Annotated in this window: 15 protein-coding genes; 8 read left to right on the top strand and 7 right to left on the bottom strand. The window is 41.2% G+C overall.

The annotated features are described in order from the left end of the window. The first annotated feature begins 44 nt into the window (after positions 1-44). Positions 45-509 carry an RES family NAD+ phosphorylase gene (locus JKJ11_RS19075; protein WP_006074902.1) on the top strand — a complete coding sequence of 155 codons (465 nt, stop codon included), beginning with the start codon at positions 45-47 and terminating at the stop codon, positions 507-509. A gap of 51 nt (positions 510-560) precedes the next feature. On the opposite strand, the gene JKJ11_RS19070 is transcribed toward JKJ11_RS19075, so the two are convergent. The 3 genes from JKJ11_RS19070 to JKJ11_RS19060 form a co-directional block, all read right to left on the bottom strand. Beyond that, positions 561-746, bottom strand: a complete 186-nt coding sequence (locus JKJ11_RS19070; protein ID WP_006074903.1) for a hypothetical protein — start codon at positions 744-746, stop codon at positions 561-563. Positions 747-776: 30 nt separating this feature from the next. Beyond that, on the bottom strand, positions 777-3,131 hold the full coding sequence (locus JKJ11_RS19065; protein ID WP_240205829.1) for a fatty acid cis/trans isomerase: 2,355 nt from the start codon (positions 3,129-3,131) through the stop codon (positions 777-779). 151 nt (positions 3,132-3,282) lie between these two features. Then, the gene (locus tag JKJ11_RS19060) at positions 3,283-4,515 is read right to left on the bottom strand and encodes an L-lactate MFS transporter (RefSeq protein ID WP_252039782.1); all 1,233 of its coding nucleotides are present in this window, start codon (positions 4,513-4,515) and stop codon (positions 3,283-3,285) included. 508 nt (positions 4,516-5,023) lie between these two features. On the opposite strand from JKJ11_RS19060, the gene JKJ11_RS19055 reads away from it, so the two are divergent. The 3 genes from JKJ11_RS19055 (at position 5,024) to JKJ11_RS19045 (ending at position 8,639) form a co-directional block, all read left to right on the top strand. After that, complete coding sequence (locus JKJ11_RS19055) at positions 5,024-5,389, top strand: hypothetical protein (protein ID WP_006074906.1); 366 nt, start codon at positions 5,024-5,026, stop codon at positions 5,387-5,389. A 212-nt stretch (positions 5,390-5,601) separates the two neighbouring features. Beyond that, positions 5,602-7,635, top strand: a complete 2,034-nt coding sequence (locus JKJ11_RS19050) for a TonB-dependent hemoglobin/transferrin/lactoferrin family receptor (protein ID WP_006074907.1) — start codon at positions 5,602-5,604, stop codon at positions 7,633-7,635. A gap of 116 nt (positions 7,636-7,751) precedes the next feature. Then, on the top strand, positions 7,752-8,639 hold the full coding sequence (locus JKJ11_RS19045) for a LysR family transcriptional regulator (protein ID WP_252039780.1): 888 nt from the start codon (positions 7,752-7,754) through the stop codon (positions 8,637-8,639). A 9-nt stretch (positions 8,640-8,648) separates the two neighbouring features. Here JKJ11_RS19045 and JKJ11_RS19040 read toward each other — a convergent pair whose 3' ends face one another. Continuing rightward, a complete protein-coding gene (locus tag JKJ11_RS19040) occupies positions 8,649-11,333 on the bottom strand; it encodes a bifunctional acetate--CoA ligase family protein/GNAT family N-acetyltransferase (RefSeq protein WP_252039779.1) in 2,685 nt (894 codons plus the stop codon). Positions 11,334-11,577: 244 nt separating this feature from the next. On the opposite strand from JKJ11_RS19040, the gene JKJ11_RS19035 reads away from it, so the two are divergent. Further along, positions 11,578-12,165: an SPOR domain-containing protein gene (locus JKJ11_RS19035; RefSeq protein ID WP_252039778.1), complete on the top strand. Its 588-nt coding sequence runs from the start codon at positions 11,578-11,580 to the stop codon at positions 12,163-12,165. Between the two features lie 164 nt (positions 12,166-12,329). After that, entirely contained in the window at positions 12,330-13,325 is a 996-nt protein-coding gene (locus tag JKJ11_RS19030) for a D-alanine--D-alanine ligase (RefSeq protein WP_236110423.1), read from the top strand. On the opposite strand, the gene JKJ11_RS19025 is transcribed toward JKJ11_RS19030, so the two are convergent. Next, positions 13,322-14,281: a site-specific integrase gene (locus JKJ11_RS19025; protein WP_252039777.1), complete on the bottom strand. Its 960-nt coding sequence runs from the start codon at positions 14,279-14,281 to the stop codon at positions 13,322-13,324. The genes JKJ11_RS19030 and JKJ11_RS19025 overlap by 4 nt on opposite strands. A 97-nt stretch (positions 14,282-14,378) precedes the next feature. Between JKJ11_RS19025 and JKJ11_RS19020 the strand changes: the two genes are divergently transcribed. Together JKJ11_RS19020 and yciH are read left to right on the top strand one after the other, a co-directional pair. Beyond that, positions 14,379-14,753, top strand: coding sequence for a DUF3319 domain-containing protein (locus JKJ11_RS19020; protein ID WP_252039776.1), 375 nt, complete (start codon positions 14,379-14,381; stop codon positions 14,751-14,753). A 1-nt stretch (position 14,754) separates the two neighbouring features. Further along, positions 14,755-15,066, top strand: coding sequence for a stress response translation initiation inhibitor YciH (gene yciH, locus JKJ11_RS19015; RefSeq protein WP_038226864.1), 312 nt, complete (start codon positions 14,755-14,757; stop codon positions 15,064-15,066). Positions 15,067-16,322: 1,256 nt separating this feature from the next. Here the strand turns inward: yciH and JKJ11_RS19010 are convergent. Together JKJ11_RS19010 and JKJ11_RS19005 are read right to left on the bottom strand one after the other, a co-directional pair. Continuing rightward, positions 16,323-16,484: a YoaH family protein gene (locus tag JKJ11_RS19010; protein ID WP_006075648.1), complete on the bottom strand. Its 162-nt coding sequence runs from the start codon at positions 16,482-16,484 to the stop codon at positions 16,323-16,325. A 78-nt stretch (positions 16,485-16,562) separates the two neighbouring features. Then, positions 16,563-17,681 carry a conjugal transfer protein TraF gene (locus JKJ11_RS19005; protein ID WP_252039774.1) on the bottom strand — a complete coding sequence of 373 codons (1,119 nt, stop codon included), beginning with the start codon at positions 17,679-17,681 and terminating at the stop codon, positions 16,563-16,565. Between the last annotated feature and the right edge of the window lie 86 nt (positions 17,682-17,767).

Raw genomic sequence — 17,767 nt, 5'->3', positions numbered from 1 at the left:
TGCTTTCTGCACCTTTAACTAGGTATCAAGGCGTTTGTTATCGAATGCACAACCCCGTTTGGGCATGGTCTCCACTAAGTACTGAAGGGGCTGCGCGCGTGGGTGGGCGATTCAATCCTAAGGGATCACCGGCACTTTACTTAAGTTTGAAGCCGGAAACGTGTATTGCCGAGGTAGCTGGTGGCGCATCAACACGTTTGCTCGATCCGATGACGCTATGCTCATACCATATCGACATAAATGGAGTACTCGATTTACGTTTATATTATCAAGAGTTCTCTCCTGGTTGGCGACTTGAGCTGTTGAAGAAAAAACAGCCTTTGGGCTGGGCTCTATATCAAGCACTTCAACAACGTCCTGAGGTTAAAGCTTTATTAGTACCTAGCTATCAAATGGTAGGCGAGTATAACTTGGTCGCGTTTCGTTGGGAGGATGGTGAAATCACCTTATATGATCCGGATGGGCGTCTCGCTGCGGTGTATGGTGATCAGCTCACTATTAAATCATGAAACAGAAAAAGGGCTCAAATGAGCCCTTTGCATTAGATTGTCCTTGATGGTTTACCGTTCGTCTTCATAAAAGGTGCGATGTTCAATCGCATAAGGGTCTTCATCAAGTCCTCTGTTTGAGAGTCCTCTCAAATGTTCAAGTTGGTGTTCCAACATATTTACGGCCTCGTAGTCGCCGTCTGAACAGGCAACATATATCTGTTGCTCGATGGCTTCAATGCTATCTTTAATGCTCATCATACACCTCCTAAGAGTTCCGGAGAGCACCTATCTGTTCTCAAATCGATTATAGTCCAAAAGACCAAATTCGATAGGCTGGGTGCGTTGGTAAAACTCATGAACGCGGTCGCTAAAACCCCAGAATTCATTGCTACTACGTCTAACTGCATAATTGTCTAGCAGTTTTATGTAACTCTGTTCATCCTGAATATTTTTAAGTTCGTTAACGAAATTTCTGATTTCGCGCTCTTTGAGAGTTAGGTACGCAGCAGGGTAGCTGCCGATCACTCCACGCACAAATGTGAGACTGTCATTCTTGTAATCGCGGTTGGCTTCTTCTGAAAATAAGCTCGAAATATTAATGTGAGCATTATTGTGCAGTAGCGTAAATAACTGTTCATTACCTGACTCGGTTTCTATCATAACCATAATGATCTGTGGTACGGATTTAAGTCCTTCACCTGTGATGCTATCGATCTGCTGAAGCAAGGCTTCATTTTCTGCAGAAAGACCTGTGTTGACGATTTTAAATCGGTCATGCAGCACTGGCTCAAGTTTGGCTTCAATCTTGTCAAATAGCTCAGATTTGTAATCTGTGGTTAAGTAAAGCTCTTGAGTCGGTTGACTAAATGGTTTGATGTTTCGTTGTAAGAAAGCACTAAATTGCGGACTTTGGTCTTGATACCAACTACTGAACTCTTCATGTCTAACTGTATTTGGTAACAGAGCCAAAAAGTTACTTTCTCCTTCCATACGCAAGAAGTCCATAAACATACGAGTGATAAGTTGATGGCCAAAGTTCCCATAAACATCAAAGCCTGCGACGAGTAGGTAATGAATACGCTCAAGCAGCGCATAGTCTAAGATCCATGCCGTTTTGGGTTTAGTACCAACTAGGCCTTGAACAACCGATGCACTGTCGAAATGCCTAAAGACGGTTAGCGCAGCATTTGGGTTCTCGCCATCCCCGGTCCAAAGTACATCAGTTGTCAGATGCTTTCCGCCCTTAAACCACGTGTTCATAAACTCAGATTTAGCCTCAAGGTATCGAGCCTGTTGATTCGAATACTTGACCCAGTTAGTGATTGGGACGGTATTGCTTTCTAGCTCACTAGGGAGCTTTAAGTTGTCAGCTTGATCTTGATAAAATTGGCTTACCGCAGGTATATCGGATTTCTCTGGATCTAAAAAGAACACCCAGAAACGATCGTTAATTACATTAAGCGCTAGCTGTCCGCGACAAACAGGCCCTTTGATATACGCCATAATAGTGTTTTGTGCGTTGTCTAACATAAAGCTAAAACGCGCTTTCACAGGTATGTCCTTGAAGGCCGTCATAGGGTTAGCTGCTATATTGATGTCGTAGCTTGGCAAGGCCTGAACGACATAATCCGGTTCAATAAACCATTCATACCATTGTTCCAATTTCTGATCGTTAAGTGCAAACGGCATATGGGTTTTATCAACAATGGTGCTTCGAACGGGAACAAGACGATAGTAGACACGGTCCACGCCCGGTGCGTCATAAGGCCTTCTGGTGACGATACGTTTTAATGGTTCTCCTGGAGGAGTTGATGAACGAACAATGGTGAAAAATCGATGTTGAGACTCAATCTCTGAAAAATACAAGTGAGACAAATACAAATGTTCATATATATAGCGAGCGGCAAGTTGGTTTTTGCGAGCACTTTTGTTTAATAATACTTCATACTTGTCGACCATCATTTGTTCTTCTGCATTCAGCGGAATAGGCGCGTTCATTTTTGCTCCCGCACTCAACCAAGCAATCAGCGTTTGATACTCCGATGGTTCCAAATTAGGCATGCCAAAAGGCATTCCCCAGAGCGGATAATCTGATTCATAAGCGTCATATTCTTCAATGGTCGGGCAAACTTGAGTGCGATCAATAGAGAAATCAAAACCTTCAAGTTGTGCCGTTTCTGGAAGAGGATGTCTGGCTTTTTGAGTGATCATTCGAGAGACCAGTCCAGCGTCCAAGTTACCAGCTAATGTTTGCTGACGTTCGTTCAAAACAGGAAAGAAACCGAGTTCTCGCCACTCAGAGGTATTTTGTGCGTCTTCAAACAATCGCGTTGGTTGAGATGCCGTTAAGCGAGTACCTTGATATACCATTTCTTTACTAGCACCTCGGTCGATTCCATCAACAGAGGATAATTTTAGCTGACAAGGTGCGTCATAGCATGCATGACATACAACACAGCGGTTATCGATGATTGGTTTTACTTCAGTAAGAAAGTAATCCGCAGTGGGCGAGGTTGGGGTAACAGTTCTTTCTCGGACTTCTGGTTTCCCAAATAGCTGGTCATAGTTTAAGCCGGCGTAAGTGGCGCAACCAGAAAACACCAGTACAAGTAAATAAAGGACAATACTTTTCGTTTTCATCATTAGCTCTCAATGCTACGCAAATTGCGTTCAAATTCCTTGTTATGCATAGTGCTAATTTTTGTTAATAAATCAATATTTTTCCAACGTTTAACAAAAAAAAGGCTCAACGGAACGTTGAGCCTTGATGAAACAATATTAGATAGAGCTGTTAAGCCGCTGAAAGTTGCGCCGCTTTTTGCTCTGAAATTGGTTTAGTGATGAAAGACAGAACCACACAAACGCCCATCATTGCAGCTGAAATTGTGTAGGCCAGGTTATAACCGCCGCCGTGAGTCATTGAGTAACCAACGATTGCTGCACCGATTGCACCGCCAATACCCCAAGAGGTGTAAAGTACGCCGTAATTAGTACCGTAGTTCTTAAGACCGTAATATTCCGCAGTTAGAGAAGGGAATACAGCTAGAAGCGTACCGTAACCAACTGCAGCAACAGCGGTACCGATAATTAGCATGAATTCGCTAGTGAAAGTCGAAAACATCACCATGTTTACGCCTTGTAAGATAAACGCAAGCATCAGCGTACGAACGCCACCAATTTTATCCGATAGGATACCCGCTGCAATACGACCACCAGAGTTGAAAATAGCCAGTAATGAAGCTAGGTAAACAGCATTTGGTAAGTTAGCTTGAACACTCGCGATATTTGTGATGTTACCAATGATCATCAAACCGGCTGCCGCTGCAAATGCATACATGATCCAAAGCGAGTAAAATTGAGGTGTTTTAAGCATCGCTTTCCAACCAATATCGGTCGCCTTTTTCACCTGAACTGGTGCTTTGCCTGCTTTTACTTTTGGTTCTTCAGGAATGTAACCTGCTGGTGGGTTATTGATAGTAGCAGCAAGTGGAACCGCAATGATTAAGACACCAACACCTAGAACCATAAACGCAGAACTGATCCCCATTTGTCCAATCAGAGATGAAGTCAAAGGTGCCAGGTAAACCGCAGCTAAACCGAACCCAGCGGCGATTAAGCCATTAACCATACCTTTTTTGGAAGGGTGGAACCACTTCATCGCAGATGGAGAAAGACAAGCGTAGCCAAAACCGATACCTGCGCCAGTGATAACACCAAAGGTAATATTTAGCATTAAAACTGATTGAGCAAAGCTTGACGCGATCATGCCTAAGCCAGTTAGTGCTGCACCTAAAATTAGAATGTTACGTGGACCCATACGGTCTTGAAGAATACCCGCAACTAAAAGACAGATAGAGAAGGTGATGGTTGCAATAGCATAAGGTGAGGATGCATCAGCGGCACTCCAGCCCCATTCGCTAACTAACGCTTTATTGAAGACACTCCAAGCATATAGGATGCCAAGACAAAGGTTGATACAGAATCCAGCAATTAGGATTCGCATAGCTTTATCAATCTTGCTCATTTTGGTTCTCTGATATTTCGAACAACGTTCGGGGGTTAAAAATTCAAATTAAGTTTGCGTTTATCAACATATGTCGCAAATGAGCGCGGATTATAACCAATAAAACTGTGATTGGAATCGATTTCTTTGAATTAGTTCAAATAAACTCACTCATGTAAAATAAGTTACGCTTTCAGGTTAATATTTTGTTTCATCGAAAGTATTTCCGGTGCTGTTCACAGAAATCTAAATTAATCCGAATTCTCTTGTATGTAATTTATTTGTTAATTCAGTTGCAGTTAACGTAGGTAAAATACGTAACATACTGTAAACAAAGGAGAGCAAAGGTAAGTTATGTTAGCTACTTGTTACAACAAAAATGGTGTCGATTTAAACTGGTAAATTGCGTAAAAAACGTGCTTGAATTTCGATAAAATAACACAGACAATACATGTAAAATGAGTTTGCATATTTGAAAAATGGATATTTCAAACACTATTTTTCTATTTTGTTGAGGTAACTTATGTTCATGACTAAGATTTTAATGTTGCTTGGTGTTTCACTTGGAGCAGGTTATGCGGCAGCTGATCACCTTCACTCATACCTTTTAGGCTTATCTATTGCATCACTAGCAGTAGGCGCATGTTACATGATTGCTTTTGCAAGTACTCGATTCCCTCAATTTGCAATGGGCTTGTTGTTGTTAGGCACGATGGCCAAATTGACCGTTACTGTAGTTGGTGTTGGCCTCAGTATCTCAAACGATCTGATCACATCGCCTATTGTTTTTGCGCTTTCATATCTGTTCTACATTATTGCAGTAAGTTATCTGTGGTTTAGCTATAGAGATAGCATTACGCCTACACCTAAAGTAATGAAGTCATCGTTGGCTTAAAGATATCATTCAAAGTTATCTAAAAAAGGAAGGTTTACCTTCCTTTTTTTGTGCCTAAAATCCCATATAAAACAGAATGCACACTGTAGTGTAAATCAATGTAAAGATGAAAATAATTGTCACTAACGCAAGTGGAAATGATAGTAATTCGTATTTATATTTGTAATAATCAACGTCCTTGATGTGATTCGAACAGATATAAAGAAGGAACTATGAAACTTAAACTGTCGATTATCGCTAGCTCAGTGGTGCTAGCACTTTCTTCAAACGCTTTCGCGGAGAATGATGTTTCCTCATTGAATGAGGTCGTTGTGACAGGCTCTCGTGCTGAGAAAACTGATCAAGACAAAACGCGTTCTGTAGCTAAAGTGGACTTAGAAAAACTCGATGAAATCCAACCTAATTCCGTCGCCGAAGCTATAAAGTATGAACCTAACGTGTCCGTAGTAGGTGCAAATGTACCTGGTAATCAATCTATCAATATCCGAGGGTTGAGTGGCAACAAAGTCTTGCAAGTAATTGATGGCAACCGTCAAAACATGCAGTACGGCCATCGACCTACTTACTTTTTAGATCCATCTCTTTTAGGTAGTGTTGAAGTTGTAAAAGGCCCAATCAGTTCGTTATACGGGTCTGGTGCTATAGGTGGCGTAGTAGTACAGAATACCCTGAGCGCTGACGATATCGTTGAAGAAAACGGTTTAGGTGGTCGCGTAAAAGTTGGTTACCAAGACAATGGTGATGTTTGGACAAATACCGCGGCTTTAGCCAACAAAAACGACAACATTGATTGGATTCTCGCTGGTAGCTACAAAGACAGTGGTTACATGAAACAAGGTGATGGTTCTACACTTTACGGTACTGAGGCTACTAACAAAACGGGCCTTGCTAAGTTTAACTGGCAAATCAACGAAGCACACAAACTTGGATTTAACCTCCGTTATGCTGATTTAGATGGTCGCCCACCTGTAGTAGGTGACTCTAGTGGCCAACTTAATGATCCTGATGGCTTGATTAGTCGCCGCACTAAAGATCAATCCTATGGCGTCAACTACGCATTTAACCCTAATAATCCTTGGGTTAACCTAGAAGCCTCCCTATATAGAAATGATACTAAGATCACCGAAAACGACCCCTCTATAGCTGGTGAAGATATATCTCAAGTAAACACCACAGGGTTCAATCTAACGAACCAATCTGAATCAGGGAAATTGAAGTTATTTACCGGTGTCGATGGTTATTTAGATGAGCTAGATGCAACACGAGCAGCATCAGTTTCGGGAAGACCTGAATTACCTAAAGATGCACAAACTTCAGTAATTGGAGCGTTTGGCTACATCAATTACCAAATTGTGGAATCATTAGTCGCTGACTTGGGCGTCAGATACGATTCTTTCACATCTAAAGCTCAAGGCTATGACGATAATAACCAGTCGGCATGGTCACCATCTGTAGGTTTGTTGTGGCAAGCTAAGCAGTGGATGGCTTGGTCGATTAGATATGACGAAGCGTTCCGAGCGCCTGATACATCAGAGCTTTATATGAGTGGAACACACTTTGCCTTTGGACCTGGTGGTCCTAGCAACATCTTTGTTCCAAACCCAGAACTGAACCCAGAGAAATCTCACAACATCGAGCTTAAGGGACAATTTAACTTTGAAAATGTATTTGCTGATGACTCTTTAGACATAACAGCAGCTGCATTCCAAAACAAAGTTAAAGACTTTATCAACTTAGATGTAGACATGACACCTTCTAGCTCGTGTGGTATTGGTGGTTCGCTTGAGGGGTGTGCAGGTACAAGTAGATCGAGCAATATCGATAACGCAGAACTTACCGGTTATGAAGTAGCAGCGGACTATCGTTGGCAGCAACTATTGGTCGGTTTATCTTATGGTCAAACTCGTGGTAAAGATACCGATACTGATGAATGGATTACTAACATTCCGGCGGATAAATGGGTTGCACATTTACAATATGGTTTTTGGAATATCGACACCAAAATCGGTACTAGGGCTACTTTCGTAAGTGCACAGGATCGAGTTCCAACAGGCTACACCGAGGGGCCATTTGACTCTTACCAACTTGTTGACTTTTATGCATCTTGGGAACCTACAAGCAACCTCGAAGGGCTAAAGGTTGATTTATCTTTAATTAATGCCTTTGATGAAAATTACAGAACAGCATGGACGCAAGTATATCAACCAGGTCGTTCTGTTCGCTTAAATGCTCAATATACATTTTAATATGCTCAGATTTTAAAATGCTATAACGTAGAAAAGCGGCTTCTAAATGAAGTCGCTTTTTTTATTCGCGCTAGGTTGTATTATATATTTATCTGTTTCATTGATAAGGAAGTTAAGTGCATAACCCCATAACACTAGAAGCCCTTCATATTCTTGACGCTATAGAAAGAAGAGGGTCGTTTGCTGCAGCTGCATCAGAACTCGATAAAGCAACGTCATCCCTGAGCTATCAGATTCAAAAACTTGAGCAAGATTTGGATATTATGATCTTTGACCGTTCGGGCCACAAAGCATCTTTAACGGATGCAGGAAAGCTGATTCTAGAGAGAGGACGAGTCATACTCCAAGCTACAGAGAATATGGTCAATGAGGCTCGTTTGCTTGCAAATGGTTGGGAGCTTGACCTTACGATTGCATACGACAGCATTATTCCTGTTGGCAATTTTTTTGATTTAGTTGATAAACTTGGCATGGTGAGCAAAACCAGAATCAAACTAGAGGAAGAGGTATTAGCTGGCTGTTGGGAGTCATTAAATGAAGACCGTTGCGCTTTGTTGGTGTGTCCTCAACCTGAAGTTGTGCCTCAAGGGGTGAAAACACAAATACTCGGCCCTATGTCAATGACTTGGGTCGCTGCATCTGATCATTATGTACATAAACGCAGTGGTGTTTTTGACAGTAGTGCTCGAGAAAAATATCGAGTCATTGCTATCGCTGATACTGCGAGAGAGCAACCTGCATTAAGTGTAAATATTCTAGAGAAGCAACCTCGTCTTACCGTATCAAACTTAGTGACTAAAATAGATGCATTGGTAAAAGGGCTTGGGATTGGGACCTTACCAACACAAATAGCTGAAACCTTGATCAAAGAAGGTAAGCTCAAACGAATCAAAGACACCGATGAAGCGACCATAGATATCGTTATGGCTTGGAAAAGAAACAATATTGGAGAGGCCAAGTCTTGGTGTATACGTCATTTAGCCAACACTTGGGATCTACAATAATTGCTCAAATTATCGATTTAGTACTAAAACCATATCTGCCACACCATCTTCGAATTGTACGTCTAGCTCAAAACCCAGTTTTTGAGCTAGCGTTAGCATCCCACGGTTTGTTGGCATGGTCATTCCAGAGATCTGTCTGGTGTTCTTACTTTTACAATAATCAATAATTTTATTCATTAATACACGCCCAAGCCCTTTGCCTTTCAAATCAGAACGTATCAAGATGGCGAACTCGGCGTCAGAATTATCGGGGGTAACTAAAACTCGAGAGACTCCTATGATGTGTGGATTAGCGTAACTAAGGTCGACAGCAACAAATGCCATTTCACGGTCGTAATCGATTTGAGTTAAGTTTGCTAACGCCTCATGGTTAAACTCACCGACATCTGAGAAAAAACGCTTATAAAGGTCTTCTTTGGTGACGTTATTAATGAAATCTGCATGAAAGGGTTCATCCTCAGGTCGAATAGGGCGCAACGAAATTTTTGAGCCATCTTTCAAAGTTATGAGCTCCTCCATCTCGGTAGGATACGGCCTGATTGCAAGCCGAGCTTGAGGTTCTCCTTCGTAGCCTTTTATTACCACTGAAGCATCTAATATAGTGATGTCATCACCATTCAAAAGGAGTGGGTGGATATCTAATTCGTGTATCTCAGGGCAAGCAACAATGATTTGTGAAATTTTCACCAAAAATTGCGCTAAGTTTCCAAGATTTACCGGATTAGGAGATTGCTGGAATCTTAACGTTCCTTTGTTAATTGCATTAATAATTAAGTAACGAGCTAGAGCCATATTGACTGGTGGCAATGCGGTGACCGCCTCTTTTTCAATTTTCCAGTCTGAACCACCTTGGCCTAGAAAGATTGCTGGCCCGAACGTAGCATCAGTGATCACTTTGACGCGAATCTCTTGACCACCTGCAATCTTAGCCATTTGTTGTACCGTCAATCCTTCAATCCTTGCTTCGGGATAGGAAAGCTTGGTGCGGTCGAGTATTGACTGTGCCGCGCTACTGACTTCATTGGCATCTCTCAAGTTTAACATGACGCCATGTATATCAGACTTGTGAGCAATATCAGGAGAACGAAGCTTTACTGTGACAGGGTAACCTATATTTTCTGCTAGATGTATCGCCTCTGTTGGGTCATGAGCCAACCAAGTGGGAAGAGTAGGAAGCTCAAATAAATCAAATAGTTGTTCGCAGATATGAGATTCGAGTTGCGTGAATTCTTTATCTTCGGATATGGATTCAACATGGGATGCAAGCCATTCGTGAGCTTTAGAAAGCTGCTCTGTGGTATACGAATCTGTCGTTGTTGGTGTTTCCATTAACTGCCATTGATTTCGTCGGTATTCGACCAAATGCATGAAGGCCGTGACTGCGCTCTCAGGCGTTCTGTATGTCGGTATACCATGATTGGTAAATAGAAGGCGGGCGTCTTTAGCTGTCGCTTCTCCAGACCAGTTCGTTAAAAAATTAAATCGTTTAGATTTGGGGTGTTTTTGGATCGTTTCAATGAGCTCCGCAGCCGTTTGCTGCGAATCTGCTGTGGCAGATGGGCTATGCATGATTAGAATAGCATCCACATCATCACTGTCTAAGACTATGCTCAGTGCGTCACAGTACCTTTTCGCGGTTGCATCACCGACAAGGTCGATAGGGTTCCCATTGGACCAAGTATCAGGTAGAACCTTAGACAGTCTAGATATTGTGTCATCAGAAAGTTGGGCGATACTGCCGCCTCGATCGGTTAACGTATCCAAAGCCATGTTTGCTGGGCCAATTCCGTTGGTTATTACAGCCAGTCTTTCTCCACGGAGTGGGACGGAATGTGTTAACGTTTCTACTGCTGCGAATAGTTCGTGTGTGTTATTTACCCTAAGCATACCGGCGCGCTGAATCGCCGAGTCGTAAACGATATCAAATGAGTTGGATTCATTGCCTTTGACTAAATTAGTCAGATTGTTTCTACCTGCCTTTAAGACCAGAATCCGACGGTTACGCGATGCCGCACGCGCTGCCGACATAAAACGGCGAGCATCGCGAATAGAGTCTACATACAAAAGAATGGATTCGGTCTTACTGTCTCGAGCTAGGTAATCAAGTAGCTCATCGAAATCCACATCCAATCCAGAACCAATGGATAAGAACGCTGAAAAACCTATGCTCTTATCATTGGCCCAGTCAAGTATAGTAGTACAAACCGCTGATGATTGAGATATGAACGCTAGTTTACCTGGCTTACAGTTAACAGGAGAAAATGAGGCATTGAAGTTTTGCCAAGGTAAAAGGATGCCGAGGCTATTTGGACCTAATATACGCATTCCAGACTGCTGCGCTATCTGAAGGCATTTTTGTTCTATCGTTGTCGCATCATCAAACGGACGACTCATATCTGATGCCATTACGATAACGGTTTTAACGCCAGAAATCGCAAGATCATTGAATAAATCTACGTTTCGCTCGCCTTTAGTGCACAAGATAGCTACGTCTGGTTTTAGCGGAAGTTCACTCACTGCGCGATAGCAGAGTATGCCGTTAACAGATTTATATCGAGGATGAACGGGCAAAATCGTACCTTGATAACCTCCCAAGAGAAGGTTTTTAATCACTACGCTACCTGCTCGATGAGGCTTTATCGATGCGCCGATAACAGCAATAGAAGATGGCTTGAAAAGAGTGTCTAACGACATGGTTTACCTCTACAACAGTAAAAGACGACAGTGACCTACAAATGATCCTTATGAGACGTAACTATAGTAGTCTAGGAAGGCATCACTTAGACACTGTTGGCTCCTAAAATTAGACATAACATATTGCTGTACCTCAATTATTGTGTAACATGTCACAGGAAGAAAGGACAGGTGCTGTGAATCTTTGATTCAAGAGAGTTCTGTCTGCATGATTTAGGGAATTATTAACTCAGGCAGTAATAAAATGAAAAAAGTCGTTATTTTAAGTTTAGTTTCATTATTAGCAGCGTGTTCTTCTAGTGAGTATACAACCGAGGTGAAATCTGAAAGTTATCGCGAGGATTACGCACCCGTAGAAACAACGACAGTTGCTCCTGTTGCTGTAGCGGCTACACAAACAGAAGATGTTAAGAAAGAGCCAGCGGCAAAAGCCCCCGTGCAAGAGCAAAAAGTGCCTGCAACTACCACGACAACGACCCAAACACAGCCTGCTAAAAATGATGTAGTAAAAATCGTACCACCATCAAAAAAACAAGCTGAGCAAGATTTCCGTTTTGGCTACACAATTCAAGTAGTTGCCGTTGGCAGCCAAGCCAAAGTTGCAACTTTTTCGGATAAACTACCAAAGAACGGCCAGCCAATTTGGCAAAACTACAAGGTAGTAAACGGAACGAAATGGTATTCAATCCTCTTCGGTGACTATGCAACGAAGCAACAAGCGAAGGAAGCTATCGCGACACTGCCAAATGAGTTTAAAAACCTTAAGCCGTTCGTACGTAGCATCGACCAAATCAAGAAGTCGGAATATCCGACATTGAGCAAGCTGAACTAATTGATACTCATACTGTTATAACGCGTTCAATCCAAAATTGAGCGCGTTTTTGTATGTATTATGTGCAGACAGTAACTATGGTGGCAGATTTAACAGATTTAGAACTGAATGTTGTTTCTCGATCGTTTATCATTTAGTGAAAGCAATTTAAGGACAAGCTTAAGATGTCAGAACTCAATATTCTTCTTCTATGTGGTGGTGGCTCTGCTGAGCACGAGGTGTCTCTCGTTTCAGCAAACTTTCTTGAAAGCCAACTCAAACTCAATCCTAGATTCAATGTTACGCGGGTTGAAATAACTCAAGAGGGCTGGAAGTGCAGTGATGGTCATTTAGTTGTCTTAGACCTTAATCAAAAAGCCCTTGTTAATGATCAGCAAACTCTGCACATCGATTACGTTGTTCCTTGTATTCACGGTTTCCCTGGTGAAACCGGCGATATTCAATCTCTTTTTGAGATGGCAGGTATTCCGTATTTGGGCTGTGGTCCTGAAGCTAGTAGCAATAGCTTTAACAAAATCACATCGAAGTTGTGGTATGACACATTAGACATACCTAATACACCTTATCTATTCCTTACCGACAACGATAAAGAAGCTCATGCGAGAGCTACTCAAGCTTTTGAAAAATGGGGAAAAGTATTTGTAAAAGCCGCAAAGCAGGGGTCTTCTGTGGGATGTTACAGTGTAACTGAAATCGAACAGTTGGAGGCCAGTATTGATGCAGCTTTTGGTTATTCGGATCAAGTTGTTATAGAGCAGTCAGTAAAACCAAGAGAGCTGGAGGTCGCGGCTTACGAGTACAAAGGGAAATTGCACATTACCAAGCCTGGTGAAATTATCGCTCCTGATGGTGCGTTTTATACTTATGATGAAAAGTACAGTTCAGACAGTCATTCAACTACAACAGTAGAAGCGAGTGACCTAACAGACGAGCAGTTAAACATTATTCATACCAGTGCAGTCAAAGTATTCACGCAAATGAAGCTCAGACACCTATCAAGAATTGATTTCTTTTTGACCGAAGACAACAAGATTTACCTAAACGAAGTTAACACCTTTCCAGGTATGACACCGATTTCTATGTTTCCGAAGATGGTTGAGCATTCTGGTCTTGAGTTCTCAGAGTTTTTGTCCGACTGCATTGAATCTTCATTCCGTTAATCATAGTTATTGTCGTCTTTAAACTTTGCTTTTTCCTTTTCGGATAGTGTCCGCTTGCCGCTATATTGTAGTGGCATAGCGGGGCTAGCCCATCGACCAAATTCTTGAATTTCTTTTATTTTAAGACCGTCCTGAGCCAACTTTTTAACAGCACCTACACGACACGATTGGGAAGAAAATTGAACTTCAAACGGTAGTTCTAGTATGTCGCTGGCCTGACGTAAGATTCGAAAAATCGAAGAATCATTCAGTTCGTTGTCCTTAATGTTGCCGTGTCGGTCAATACCGGTAAATATAGTAGTGCAGGGTGTTAGTTCGAGCCATCGTAATAAAATGGTGCTTGATTCATTGCTTAATTGGTAAACTGCGCTATCAACCTCCACAAGACACTCATCGTATTCGTTAAGCTTTACATTCATTCGAGATAGTTGACGTAAATCTCGCCGTTTTAATGCGCATTCAAACATCACGCTATATATAGCCAAGTCTCTAATATCTTTCGGAGATTGACTACGTTCAAGTTTTAACCTCAACTGTTTGAGGTGTTCCTGTGTTAATGCTTGAGTTTCTGAGACAGAATCAATGCCTAAAACTCTTATATTTTCAATAATTAAGCCAATTTCTCTCGATTTAACAGGATCTTTAAAATCGAATAAATAGTGGATTAGTGATATCGTTACGACGTAACGTTTTATTGTTGAATACTTTCTTGTTCGTCGTTCACGCTCGATAAACGCTTTTATAGTGGCGACGGAAGCTGGAAGCGATGGGTAGTGAGAACTGAGACAAAAGTCATTGAACAAATTCCAATCTTTGGTCATCGCGATGACGGAATTTTTAGAATAGCGATAGGAAGTTAGTTCATCAAAGGTACTTGTATCTATAGAACCTCTAAGTTTCGCTAAGTATCTATCAATTTGTTTTGTTTCTGTGATTCTGGGTATGTCTTTTTTCATACTAATGCACTATAACTCGATTGATTGGTTTAGAATAACTGATACCATGTGAAACACAATGTAAAGCATCAACGTACACAATAAGAGATAGATCTTTATGGCTCTAGCGAGTTATCGTGGGTTTACCCTCAAATCCATTGGTACAACAAACCAAGTTTGGAAAGTGACCATTAAAAACAGAGAGTTACAAGGCTCTTTACCTGCGGTTAAAAAAAGCATTGATTGGTGGTGTGATACAGCGTCTGTCATAGATCCATCACAGCTGACGCAAGCTGCAACTGAACGCGCGAGCGGGTCTGCTGGCACACAAGAAAATTTTCATGGGTTTACTATAAAGAATGATACAGGTGCAAATAATGCCTGGTACTGTATGTTTAATGGTAAACTTATCAAAGGTGGTAAGCTTGCAATTCAACGACACATTGAAGCTTATCTAATCGCAAAGAAGAAAGCAGAACAAACTAAGAACTAACATGACTCTTGTATATTCAACAGAAACTGGACGCATTAAAGAAGAAAAGCAAAAACCGGAACGTCCAAAAGGCGATGGTATCGTTAGAATTCAAAAACAGACTAAAGGACGCAAAGGTAAAGGTGTTTCAATTGTCACTGGCTTGGACTTAGAGGATGCTGCGTTAAAACTCATTGCAGCGGAACTGAAAAAAGTTTGTGGTTGTGGTGGTTCTGTCAAAGACGGCAACATCGAAATACAAGGTGATGCAAGAGACAAAATAAAAGCCGCATTAGAGAAAAAAGGATATACCGTCAAACTTGCGGGCGGTTAATCCAACAGCGTACAAGCCAGCATAATAATGCTGGCTTTTTTGAGCCTAATAGACACAGAGTTAAACGTAGATTAACTCATGTGATTATTAGGTATTTTATGGTAAATATCGATTATGGTTAAATCGGGACTAAAACAAGTTAGTAGAGCGGTTCAAGGTAAGGATTTTAAACTCATGCATCTTGCATTTAACATAAGATAGATAATGCGCACTCATCATGAGGTATATACAACGACGTATTAAGGCCTTTGACAACTACCTAAAAACTATCTTCTATGATTCTAGAGATTCAATTAACACTCAGTTATCTAAGACCTGACAACGAGTTTGTATAAATCCTTAGGAACATGTTCCTTTCTTAAAAACGAAACCTCACGTTATAGAAACATAATGACGATAAAAAAAGCCACTTGAATGTTGGAGAGTTCAAGTGGCATCCAAAAACACCAGACGGCGTATGTGCAAATATTTTTTATTAATGTTCCCAACTAAAAGCAGCATCACTTTGAAGGAACCTAGATAACCTACCTTAAACTTCTCTCCTTACATAATAACGTTTTAACACGAAACCACATTTATGTTTTGTTACGCACCGTACTGGTTGTTGTCCTAGTTTAGTCTTTTTGGATCGTTGACTTTAACCTTGGAGCAACCTTTATGGTTAACAAATGGAATCAATTAGTCGAGTATTTTTATTATGGGTATGTGTCATCACAACGGTTCAGATGTTCAAAACACACGTCCGATATGGCGTGTGCTTCTAATAGTCGCAACTCTAGTCTTAGTTCTGGTGATCTTATTTGGCTAACTAAGAGATTATCATAAACGTGACACTGTCATGTTTTATTTGGTTTTGACTAATCAAAGTCACCTATCAGTCTTTGTAATCGAAGGCATGCCTCTTTATTGTTACAAGCCTCACTCACCTAAAAATGATCAAATTATGATCGTGACTACTTACTATTCTTTAACCACCTGCCTTCATTGAGCAGCATAATTCACTGCAACATATACACTGCTCGAACGGTTAAGTAATTTTATTACAAGCTCATATATTTAAATGAAGCTGACAGTAGATTATGCTTCTATAAATAATTGATATATATGGAATATGTTATTTACAATCACCAAGCGCTCATGAATCACGAGCGTTTTAGCTCTATTCTGTAGTATGTATTTGATATTCGAATGGATTGAATTTGGGCACAAAAAAAGCCCTTTAAAAGGGCTTTATAGATAAACTTGAATAACAGAAATCAACTTTGTTCGTCAGAACTGTCTTTCGATTTTTCTTCTCGGATCTCTTGAGCTATGATTTTGATCGCTTGAGCAGTACTAATCCCCTGCTTCATCAGTTCTTGGATTCGTTCTACAGCAGCTTGCTGCTCTTCATGACTAAGGGATAAATCGTCAAACATAAAGTCCTCCCAATAACACGGACGTTAATTAATGACAGGACTATAGACTATTTAGATTTACTAGCAAGGGAATTAAACCTAATAGGTTGCAATAAAGTTGATTGAAGCCGCCATAGCCTTAGGTGATGTGTAACTTGCAGCAATGTCCATTTCAATAATATTTAGAGGACGTAAACCGATACCTGCTGTAATTGTTCCATCTGAATCTCGAGCCATGTTCTTCATATACCCTCCCCTTAACTGAATTTGTCGCGCTAAGTCGACTTCTACACCCGCTCTTAGCATTCTTACGTCATCATCGAACTGAGTGAATTTCTTTTCGGTGTTCAGGTCGTAGTCTACGGAAAACTGAAAGTAATCAGCGATAAAACCTGCACCAACGGTATATAGGGGCGACAATTGGTATTCGTAGCCATAGTGTATGTCTTTTCCCCCAATATTCTTAGAACCGTTCGCGGTTTCAATATTTCGCGACAACATGTTTTTGGCTGAAAACCCTACTCTAAACGGACCATGGAACCATAACGCTCCGGCGTCAATGTTAAATGCGGTATCGCCCTGAGAGTTTTCTCTTATGTTGTTTAAATTAAAATCATTTAATGAACTTACTGAAGCGTACGTATAGGTTCTTTGGATTTTCGGAGAAACGCCGAATGAAAAATGTTGACCAAATAAAGTTTGGTACTTGGCCAAGGATATTCCGATTTCGGTAACGGCTACTGAAGCGGTTTTTACTGCCGATCTAGCCGCTTTTTCCGCATCATTACTACCTGTTTGATCAATATCTGGTGTAGCTACGTTTTCCACATATGCCTTGCCGAATATATTTGCCGCGATGAAACGGTTAGGAAGCCCAAATGCTACAGCACCACCAAAATCGACTTTGGCCTGTGTACCATTCAGCTCATTAAGCGCTGCCGCACTCGGGTTATTTACGACGTTATCAACTTTATCCAACATTTTGTCTTCGTCGTTGTAGTTAAGTCCTAAGCTAGGTAACAACATTCCTGCATCATCGTTTCGTCGATAGATGGCAACTAGTGCTGGATTATAGAATGGAGCAGTAAGATAAGAAGCAGAGACAACCCCCGTTCCGCCCATCGCATCGCCACGAGCATCGATTGCTAACGTCGAAGCGCCTGCCGACATAGAAGTAGTAATAATAAGGGCTGCTAGTGTTTTTAATTGGGTTTTCATCTAAAAATAACGCCGTTAATCCTTTGTGCATTTATTAACGGCGTCGATTAGAGATTCTTTAGCGTTTTCAGAGCGAAATCTTACTT

The organism is Vibrio sp. SCSIO 43133 (assembly GCF_023716845.1).
Taxonomy (GTDB): domain Bacteria; phylum Pseudomonadota; class Gammaproteobacteria; order Enterobacterales; family Vibrionaceae; genus Vibrio; species Vibrio mediterranei.
Note: the sequence above shows the minus strand (reverse complement) of the source record. Positions and strands in the feature narration are given on the sequence as shown.